The sequence below is a fragment of the Pseudomonas sp. PA-6-3C genome (genome assembly GCF_021605825.1).
GTDB classification, from domain to species: domain Bacteria; phylum Pseudomonadota; class Gammaproteobacteria; order Pseudomonadales; family Pseudomonadaceae; genus Aquipseudomonas; species Aquipseudomonas edaphica.
On the sequence record NZ_WKDV01000018.1, the window covers coordinates 107,086 to 113,916 of the forward strand.

Annotated in this window: 6 protein-coding genes; 1 reads left to right on the top strand and 5 read right to left on the bottom strand. The window is 59.0% G+C overall.

Annotation, left to right across the window (positions count from 1 at the left end; all coding sequences use genetic code 11):
• Positions 1 to 12 precede the first annotated feature (12 nt).
• Together flhF and flhA are read right to left on the bottom strand one after the other, a co-directional pair.
• Complete coding sequence (flhF, locus tag GIW48_RS14560; RefSeq protein WP_236462061.1) at positions 13 to 1,329, bottom strand: flagellar biosynthesis protein FlhF; 1,317 nt, start codon at positions 1,327 to 1,329, stop codon at positions 13 to 15.
• Between the two features lie 11 nt (positions 1,330 to 1,340).
• Positions 1,341 to 3,455, bottom strand: a complete 2,115-nt coding sequence (gene flhA / locus GIW48_RS14565) for a flagellar biosynthesis protein FlhA (protein ID WP_032865399.1) — start codon at positions 3,453 to 3,455, stop codon at positions 1,341 to 1,343.
• A gap of 871 nt (positions 3,456 to 4,326) precedes the next feature.
• Between flhA and GIW48_RS14570 the strand changes: the two genes are divergently transcribed.
• Complete coding sequence (locus GIW48_RS14570; RefSeq protein ID WP_236472928.1) at positions 4,327 to 4,584, top strand: DUF6124 family protein; 258 nt, start codon at positions 4,327 to 4,329, stop codon at positions 4,582 to 4,584.
• A gap of 135 nt (positions 4,585 to 4,719) precedes the next feature.
• On the opposite strand, the gene GIW48_RS14575 is transcribed toward GIW48_RS14570, so the two are convergent.
• The 3 genes from GIW48_RS14575 to GIW48_RS14585 all read right to left on the bottom strand — a co-directional run bounded on the left by GIW48_RS14575 (position 4,720) and on the right by GIW48_RS14585 (position 6,766).
• On the bottom strand, positions 4,720 to 4,923 hold the full coding sequence (locus GIW48_RS14575; protein WP_099548885.1) for a cold-shock protein: 204 nt from the start codon (positions 4,921 to 4,923) through the stop codon (positions 4,720 to 4,722).
• A gap of 383 nt (positions 4,924 to 5,306) precedes the next feature.
• Positions 5,307 to 5,468 (bottom strand): cold-shock protein, encoded by a 162-nt coding sequence (locus GIW48_RS14580; RefSeq protein ID WP_236462063.1) that lies wholly within the window; start codon positions 5,466 to 5,468, stop codon positions 5,307 to 5,309.
• 272 nt (positions 5,469 to 5,740) lie between these two features.
• The gene (locus tag GIW48_RS14585; RefSeq protein ID WP_442963265.1) at positions 5,741 to 6,766 is read right to left on the bottom strand and encodes a type II toxin-antitoxin system HipA family toxin; all 1,026 of its coding nucleotides are present in this window, start codon (positions 6,764 to 6,766) and stop codon (positions 5,741 to 5,743) included.
• Between the last annotated feature and the right edge of the window lie 65 nt (positions 6,767 to 6,831).

The window sequence follows — 6,831 nt, forward strand, 5'->3', positions numbered from 1 at the left end:
GTTCATCCTGCCTCACCCCACCCGCTTAGCCGGGTTGTGGTAAAGGTCGGCGAACATATCGGCCATCGCTTCCTCGCTAGGCTCTTCTTGCATTTGCACGCTGACAGCACGGCTGACCAACTGATGACGGCGCGGCAGATGCAAATCATCCGGGATCCGCGGCCCGTCGGTCAGGTAGGCAACCGGTAACTCATGACTGATCGCCAGGCTCAACACCTCGCCCAGGCTCGCAGTTTCGTCGAGCTTGGTGAGGATGCAACCGGCCAGGCCACAGCGTTTGTAGCTGTGGTAGGCAGCGGTAAGAACCTGTTTCTGGCTGGTGGTTGCAAGCACCAGGTAATTTTTCGACTTGATGCCACGCCCGGCCAGGCTTTCAAGCTGCATGCGCAGTGCCGGGTCGCTGGCTTGCAGGCCGGCCGTGTCGATCAACACCACGCGCTTGCGCAGCAGTGGGTCGAGTGCATTGGCCAGCGACTGGCCCGGGTCGACGTGGGTCACCGTCACATTGAGGATGCGCCCCAGGGTCTTGAGCTGCTCCTGGGCGCCGATGCGATAGCTGTCCATGCTCATCAGCGCGATGTTCTGCGCGCCGTACTTGAGCACATAACGCGCGGCCAGCTTGGCCAGGGTGGTGGTCTTGCCCATGCCGGCGGGGCCGACCATGGCAATCACACCGCCCTCTTCCAGCGGTTCGATTTCCGGCGTGGCGATCATGCGCGCCAGGTGCGCCAGCAACATGCGCCAGGCTTGGCGCGGTTCTTCGACTTCAGCCGTCAGTGCAAGCAAATCGCGCGACAACGGGCCGGACAGGCCGATGCGTTGCAGGCGACGCCACAGGTTGGCCTGGTGCGGTTTACTGCCTTGCAGTTGCGTCCACGCCAGCGAGCCCAGCTGCACTTCGAGCAGCTCACGCAGGCCATTGAGTTCAAAACGCATCGAGTCGAGCGCGCGCTGGTCGACAGCGGCGGCCGGGGCTGGCGCTGCAGGGCGTGGCGGTTCTTTGAAGGTCGGTTCTACCAACGGCTCGGCGGCGGTCAGCGGCAAGCCGGCGAACAATTGGCGATTGGTGCTGGCATCGCTGTCGCCACGCATGCTCAATTCAGCCTGGGCCGAGACAATGCGCGAGGCGGTCTTGCGCAGTTCGTCTTCGAGTTCCATGTTCGGCACGCGCGGCGCCAGCGCCGACGGGGTGTAATCCAGGGCAGCCGTCAGCTCGACACCGCCGGCAATGCGACGGTTTCCAATAATCGCGGCATCGGCGCCCAGCTCATCACGTACCAGTTTCATGGCCTGACGCATATCGGCGGCGAAAAAACGCTTAACTTGCATAACCCACTACCTCAGCCGTTGGGCCCTACTGTCGCGACGATAGTCACTTGCTTATTGTCAGGAATTTCCTGATAAGCCAAAACGTGCAAATTCGGAACTGCCAGGCGACCAAACCGCGACAACATCGCTCGAACCGGGCCTGCCACCAGCAGAATCACCGGGTGGCCCGCCATTTCCTGACGCTGGGCGGCTTCGATCAACGAACGCTGCAGTTTCTCAGCCATGCTTGGCTCCAGCAGAACGCCCTCTTCCTGGCCAAGTCCGGCCTTCTGAATACTATTGAGCAATATTTGTTCCAACCTTGGTTCCAAGGTGATCACAGGCAGCTCAGACTCAATGCCTACAATGCTTTGCACGATGGCGCGGGACAACCCGACACGCACCGCGGCCACCAAAGCGGCAGTATCTTGACTCTTGGCGGCATTGTTGGCGATGGCCTCGGCAATGCTGCGAATGTCGCGCACCGGCACCTGTTCGGCGAGCAAGGCTTGCAGCACCTTGAGCAACTGCGACAGCGACAGCACGCCGGGTACCAGTTCTTCGGCCAGTTTCGGCGAGGCTTTGGCCAGCAAACCCATCAATTGCTGGACTTCCTCGTGGCCGATCAGCTCATGGGAGTGCTTGTAGAGGATCTGGTTGAGGTGGGTAGCGACCACGGTGCTGGCGTCGACCACGGTGTAACCGAGCGATTGTGCCTGGCTGCGCTGGCTGACTTCGATCCATACCGCTTCCAGGCCAAAAGCCGGATCTTTGGCGGTAATGCCATTAAGCGTGCCGAACACCTGGCCAGGGTTGATCGCCAACTCACGATCCGGGTAGATCTCGGCTTCGGCCAGGATCACGCCCATCAGGGTCAGGCGGTAGGCGCTGGGGGCCAAATCAAGGTTGTCGCGGATGTGCACGGTGGGCATCAAGAAGCCCAGGTCCTGGGACAGCTTCTTGCGCACACCCTTGATCCGCGCGAGCAGTTGGCCACCCTGGTTGCGGTCCACCAGCGGAATCAGGCGGTAGCCGACTTCCAGGCCGATCATGTCGATCGGGGTCACGTCATCCCAGCCCAGCTCCTTGGTTTCCTGGGCGCGGGCCGGGGATGGCAGCAAGTCTTGCTGGCGGGCGATTTCCTGCTGGGCCTGGACCTTGACGGCATTTTGCTTGCGCCAGAACAGGTAGGCACCACCGGCGGCCATGGCCGCCATGCTCAGGAACGACACGTGCGGCATGCCCGGCACGATGCCCATGATCGCCATGATGCCGGCGGCCACGGCCAGCGCCTTGGGCGAGGCGAACATCTGGCGGCTGATCTGCTTGCCCATGTCTTCGGAGCCCGAAGCACGGGTAACCATGATGGCTGCAGCTGTGGATAACAACAGTGATGGCAATTGCGCCACTAAACCGTCACCAATGGTCAGCAAGGCGTAGACCTTGCCCGCATCGCCGAAGGTCATGCCGTGCTGGAAGATCCCGACCGCGATGCCACCGATCAGGTTGATAAACAGGATCAACAGGCCGGCGATGGCGTCGCCGCGCACGAATTTACTCGCGCCGTCCATGGAGCCATAGAATTCGGCTTCCTGGGCGACTTCCAGGCGGCGGGATTTAGCTTGGTTCTGGTCGATCAGGCCGGCGTTGAGGTCAGCGTCGATCGCCATTTGCTTGCCGGGCATGGCGTCGAGGGTAAACCGCGCGCTCACCTCGGAAATCCGCCCGGCGCCCTTGGTCACCACCACGAAGTTGATGATCATCAAAATCGCGAACACCACGATACCAACCACATAGTTACCGCCGATCACCACCTCACCAAAGGCCTGGATCACCTTACCGGCGGCGGCGTGGCCGTCCTGGCCGTGGAGCATCACCACCCGCGTGGATGCCACGTTCAGCGCCAGGCGCAGCAGGGTCGCGATCAGCAAAATGGTCGGGAATACGGCGAAATCCAGCGGCCGCAGGGCATACACGCAGACCAGCAGCACCACCACCGACAGCGCAATGTTGAAGGTAAAAAACACGTCGAGCAGGAACGGCGGCATTGGCAACATCATCATTGCCAGCATCACCAGCAACAACAACGGCACACCCAGGTTGCCCCGCGACAAATCAGTCAGGGTGCCACGGGCCGTGTTGAGCATTTGAGAGCGATCTACCACCGGTATTCCTCGTGTTCCTTGAAGCAAAGTTTTGACGCGGGAGAGCGTCCTGGAGGCGGTATTGCAAGAAGCCTTCCAACTTTGGTTTCAGGGCGACGATCGTCGAGTGGTCACCGGTTCAAATGTGGGAGCTGGATGGGGGGGTAATGATCGTTCCCACGCGCAGCAAAGGAATGCAGCCAGGGACGCTCCGCGTCCCGACTTGAGCCCGGCGCAACGGTGACGCAGAGCGTCACGGGAGGCATTCCCACGCGGGAGCGTGGGAACGATCTTCAGCGGGCTTGCTCGCGAAGGCGGTGGTTCAGTTAGAACAGTTTTGGCTGACACACCGCTTTCGCGAGCAAGCCCGCTCCCACAGCTGGATGGGGGTGTACCTGTTGTAAAGATCGTTCCCACGCTCTGCGTGGGAATGCAGCCAGGGACGCTCCGCGTCCCGACTTGAGCCTTGCGCAACGGTGACGCAGAGCGTCACAGGAGGCATTCCCACGCGGGAGCGTGGGAACGATCTTCAACCAGCTCCCACAGTTGGATGGGTGTGTACCTGTTGTTACTGAGGAAATTTCCGACAAGGTTTTCGGGTTGCCCCTAGGAACCGGGCTCCCTAGTCTCCGTACACCGCTGCAAATGCAGTGGTCGGGCGTCGCGGCCCGGTTTACTACGGAGTAAAAGCACCATCTCCCTTTCAGTCGACGCTTTTTTATCGTCTACTGTGCGGCGCTATGGCGGCTGTGCGCGGGATACCTTCGGGTATGCCGGGTTGCTCCTAGACCGGTCCGCGAACCTGCGTACAGCTGCCACCTTCAATCGCGTCGCGGCGATCAGTGGCGGCTCCACTTTCGCAAGGAGCTTCACAATGATCAAACCCACCCCAAATCCCCCACCCAGCGTAATCCTCACCCTTATCGACGGCATCAGCACCGAAGACCTGCTGGTCAACCTCACCGAAACCCTGGCATCCGCCCACGCCCTGACCTGCGACGTCGCCTTTGACCTGGAAGGAACACAGCGAGAAGGTGCGCTGGGTATTGCGCAGTTGATTGAGGTGGGACGGTTGTTGGCTGAGCGACTGCTGGATGACAGAGCGCCGTCACCAGAGGCAGAACCTGCCTGAATGATCGTGATGATCGTTCCCACGCTCTGCGTGGGAATGCAGCCAGGGACGCTCCGCGTCCCGACTTGAGCCTTGCGCAACGGTGACGCAGAGCGTCACAGGAGGCATTCCCACGCGGGAGCGTGGGAACGATCTTCATAAGGGTTGGATGTTGGACGCTTGCTTGCCTTTGGGCCCTGTCGTTACGTCATAGCTGACTTTTTGGTTCTCTTGCAGAGATTTGAACCCAGCACTCTGAATCGCTGAAAAATGCGCAAAAAGGTCCTCGCTACCATCATCTGGAGTAATAAAACCGAACCCTTTTGTTTCGTTAAACCACTTCACAGTACCCGTCGCCATAACCCTTCTCCTGACATTGCGCGCAAAAAATCCCGCTAGATAAGCCTGATACAAAACGCAAACACACCCTTTGGCCGGTGAATCCTGGCGAACTGTACCCGCTGACCTTCTCTCCACCGGGTACACGCTGAACTCAAGCGGTCCAAACACACCGGTTCATCATCGCCATCCAACGCAATCAGCCCTTCACCGGTCTTGCGGTTATAAACCTTGATCGTCCCCGTCACCGCTTCCATCACCCTTCCCCTGCATCTCGTTACTACTTGCGTACAGTGCCTGGCACCATCAAACCGCGAGAACGCAGAGCTGACTACTGTCAGAGTTGACAGGTAGACTGGGATTAACGACCAGTGGTAGTGATTGTTTGCTGAGCAGGCGGGGGGTTATTTTCTTCGTTTGCGGGATTTGCGCGCCTTGGGCGGCGCATCGATTTCGCTGCAGGGATTGCCCGTTGCCTGAACGGGTACTGCACTGCCTTCGCGGTCGCGGGCGACAAAACCAATGCCCTTGACGGCGTCAAACCACCTGACCGTAGCCCTGTCCATGACCGCTCTCCCGAGCCGCGCATGACGGCGCACCTCGCCGCTCTATGTAACAGTGAAGGCGGTGCAATGGATACTGTCAAAGTTGACAGGTAACGCTGAACTTTAGACAGATGGCAGCGCTGGTTGTTATGCCGCCAAGGGCTCCGCCCGCCGGGCCTGCCCCGCAGCCAGTCCGGCAAGTTCGGACAAGGGAGCAACCGAAGGGGTTGCCCAAGCAGGGTGCGGAGCTTCAAGGCTGGTGTTCAAACGTTCCGATTCTCATCTACGAGGTGTCAGCGCTTGGTAGGTCGTATCAGTTTGAAGTAGTCATGGTCTTGTTCCAGAACAGCTTTGTAACCGGCGCCTGCTTTGAGGGGAATCCTTACACTTTTGAAAATGTCATCCCATTGGGCAAATGCGGCTAGCGTTTGCTCAATGTAGTCGTTCGGCTTGAGGTACTTGTAGTCTGCGCACAGCTCCTGAATCAGCCTCCGGGCTGCCTTCCCTCGACCGTTATATGCCGTTGTGTGTTCACCCCGAGCCTCCGAGAAAGTCAGGTCGTATGCCGGCGCGAGCGCCCACCTTGCTTCGTCGCCAGGCTTCTCTGGCTCACGCCCGATGAACGCGAAGTTCTTGGTGTGATCGTCGTAGTTGTGAAACAGTGCATTGAAAACCATCACCCTGGCCATTTTTTCGACCTCTGCGGCACTACGCGTCAGCATGTTTGTGAGCTTCAGTAGCCCGCTGTAGTCCATGGATGGCAGTTTGTACGTAGCGTACATAAGCGCAGAAACCGTGATCATGTGAAGCTTTTTATCGCGCTGCCGGTCAAAGCGCTTTGTTGCGAAGAAGCCCTCGCGACTACCGTCATGCATGGTCATGTTCAGGACAGTCGACTCAGCCATTTCGACACCTGCGTCCCTGGCCATCAGGTAGTAAGCATACTCAATTGCGCCGGTTTCAACCGGCTCATCTGGTGCCCTGAATTTGACTATCCAGTGATCATAGCCCGGCAGAATTGGCCCAAAAGCGGACGTTGCATGCTGCCCATCAGGAGACATTGCGACAATCGCTTTAGGGCGGGCACCACCAGGCGATCCCCCTGCAAGCCTGAGCTTGGTAAGCACTGCCGAAGTGTCTCCTGACAGGACTTCCACGGAATTCTCGAAGAGCTCTGCAAGGTTAATTGTCCCCCTCAGCTCTCCTCTTTCCGCTTTTGGATGGTACTCAAACGCTCCCATGGCTCTGTCGCCCATGTGTACGGACCGGACACATGGTTGACACATGTGCGGGGACATGGTGGACACATTATTGACCATAATCAGGCTTACTAATGTCGATTGTTCGCAAAAAGTGATGGCAGAAATAGACGTCGAACAGACCA